Origin of the sequence: Paenibacillus sp. Leaf72 (assembly GCF_001422685.1) — a bacterium.
Classification (GTDB): domain Bacteria; phylum Bacillota; class Bacilli; order Paenibacillales; family Paenibacillaceae; genus Pristimantibacillus.
Genome location: NZ_LMLV01000028.1, coordinates 1 through 2372 on the forward strand (window position 1 = coordinate 1; position 2372 = coordinate 2372).

General features: G+C 61.9%; 3 protein-coding genes and 1 pseudogene. All 4 read left to right on the forward strand.

Annotated elements, in window-relative coordinates; translation table 11 throughout:
* Window positions 1-16: 16 nt before the first annotated feature.
* On the forward strand, window positions 17-327 hold a 311-nt coding region (locus ASF12_RS34640), incomplete at its 3' end, for a condensation domain-containing protein (protein WP_268795455.1).
* Between the two features lie 44 nt (window positions 328-371).
* Window positions 372-1244, forward strand: a complete 873-nt coding sequence (locus ASF12_RS34645) for a condensation domain-containing protein (RefSeq protein WP_268795456.1) — start codon at window positions 372-374, stop codon at window positions 1242-1244.
* A gap of 126 nt (window positions 1245-1370) precedes the next feature.
* A partial coding sequence (locus tag ASF12_RS35845) for an AMP-binding protein (RefSeq protein ID WP_235533237.1) occupies window positions 1371-1657 on the forward strand: 287 nt, incomplete at its 3' end.
* 1 nt (window position 1658) lies between these two features.
* A pseudogene (locus tag ASF12_RS34650) lies at window positions 1659-2372 on the forward strand (AMP-binding protein); the annotation flags it as partial.

A 2372-nucleotide genomic window follows, 5' to 3' on the forward strand; every position in this document is an offset into this window, starting at 1 on the left:
GGAAGCGGAGAGCCTGATGCGAGTGGCGGTGTTCCGCACAGGGAAGCATACGCACGAGCTGGTCTGGAGCTTCCATCATATTGTGATGGACGGCTGGTGTTTGCCGCTCGTGATGGAGGAAGTACTGCGCACCTACAGCGCCTACAGTATGTCGGGTAGCGAAGAGGAGCAGCAGGAGCAGGAGCAGCCAAAAGGTCCGGCGTACAGCGCCTATATCCGCTGGCTGTCAGAGCAGGACGAGGCGTCGGCGCTGCGCTACTGGAAGGAACGACTGTCGGGCTGTGAAGCACAGGCGGTGTTCCCGAAACGCCAGCGCCAGACGTCAGGNAGAGCAGGACGAGGCGTCGGCGCTGCGCTACTGGAAGGAACGACTGTCGGGCTGTGAAGCACAGGCGGTGTTCCCGAAACGCCAGCGCCAGACGTCAGGCTATGAAGCGAGGCGTGTGAGCGGAGTCGTGCCTCGGGAGCAAAGTGAGCGAATCGCGGCGGCGGCCAAAGCGCATGGCGTAACGATGAACACGCTGCTGCAAACGGCATGGGGATTGTTACTGCACCGCTACAGCGGYAGCCGGGATGTGGTGTTTGGCGGGGTGGTGTCGGGCCGACCTGCCGACCTTCCAGGCGTGGAAAGCATGATCGGACTGTTCATCAACACGCTGCCCGTCCGGGTCGCGTGCGAGGGTCAGGATACGGCTGCTGATGTGCTGCGGCGGATGCAGGCGGACGCGCTGGCTGCGCAAGCCTATGGCTACTATCCGCTGCATGAGATCCAGGCGCATTGCACCGGAACGAGAGAGCTGTTTGACCATATTTTAGTGTTCGAGAATTATCCGATGCCGACGAGCTCGGAAGCCTCCCTGGATGCGAGCGGACTGGCGATTACCAGCGTGCAGGCAGACGAACAAACGAATTATGACCTGAATGTGATGATTCAGCCTGGAGAAGAACTGGTCGTACATTTCGACTATAACGGACAGGTGTACGAACAGGAGGCTATGGAGCGGGTGCAGGGTCACTGGCTGCAACTGGTGGAACAGATCGTGAGCCAGCCGAACGTGCCGGTCACGCAGTTGACAGGTGTACGAACAGGAGGCTATGGAGCGGGTGCAGGGTCACTGGCTGCAACTGGTGGAACAGATCGTGAGCCAGCCGAACGTGCCGGTCACGCAGATGGAGCTGCTGACGGCAGGGCAGCGGGAGCTGCTGCTGATGCACTTCAACGCTACGGAGCTGGAGCTCCCTGAGAACGCGACGGTGCATGGGCTATTCGAGCAGCAGGCTGCCCGAACGCCGGGGCATCCGGCGCTGGTGCACTGACAATGTGCGCTTTCGTCAGCGCAAGCAGTTCAATGAGCTTGTCCAGNCTGCTGATGCACTTCAACGCTACGGAGCTGGAGCTCCCTGAGAACGCGACGGTGCATGGGCTATTCGAGCAGCAGGCTGCCCGAACGCCGGGGCATCCGGCGCTGGTGAGCGGACTGGCCGTGTGGACGTACGGCGAGCTGGACGGGCAAGCCAACCGCATCGCGGGCTGGCTGCGCGCGCAGGGCGTGAGCAGTGAAGACCGCGTCGGTGTGCTGCTGTCCCGTTCGCCTTGGCTGATCGCGGGTCTGCTGGGGATTATGAAAGCTGGTGCGGCCTATGTGCCACTGGATCCNGAAGACCGCGTCGGTGTGCTGCTGTCCCGTTCGCCTTGGCTGATCGCGGGTCTGCTGGGGATTATGAAAGCTGGTGCGGCCTATGTGCCACTGGATCCGGCGCTGCCAGCCGGACGCATCGAAGGGATGGTCCGGGATGCCGGAATCCGCATTCTCTTAAGCGAAGAAGCACAGCGGGAAACGGTGGCAGGCTGGGTAGAAACCCCGCTGCGTCAGGTGCTGTGTCTGGAGGAGCATGCCTCAGACGGACAGCAGAAGGAACATGCCTCAGACGTACAGCAGAAGGAGCAGGGCTCAGATGGACAGCAGGAGGAGCAAGCTTCGCAGGTGAGGTTTGCCTCCGTGGAGGAGCTGAAAGCTTACTCCACGGCATCAACGGAGGTGGAGACTCGCGCTGAGGGCAGCGCGTATGTGATCTACACCTCGGGGACGACCGGCACGCCGAAAGGGGTGGTGGTGGAGCATCGGAACGTCGTCAACTTTATGACGGGGATGCTGGAAGCACTGCCCTTTGCGCCATCTGCAACCATGCTCAGTGTGACGACGGTGTCCTTCGACATCTTCGTGACCGAGAGCTGGGTACCGCTGAGCTGTGGCATGCAGGTTCTGCTGGCAAGCGAGGCGGAGCAGCAGGACCCTGCCCAGCTGGCTGCGCTGCTCACGAAGCATCCAGCCCAGGTGATGCAGACGACGCCTTCCCGGCTGGTGATGCTG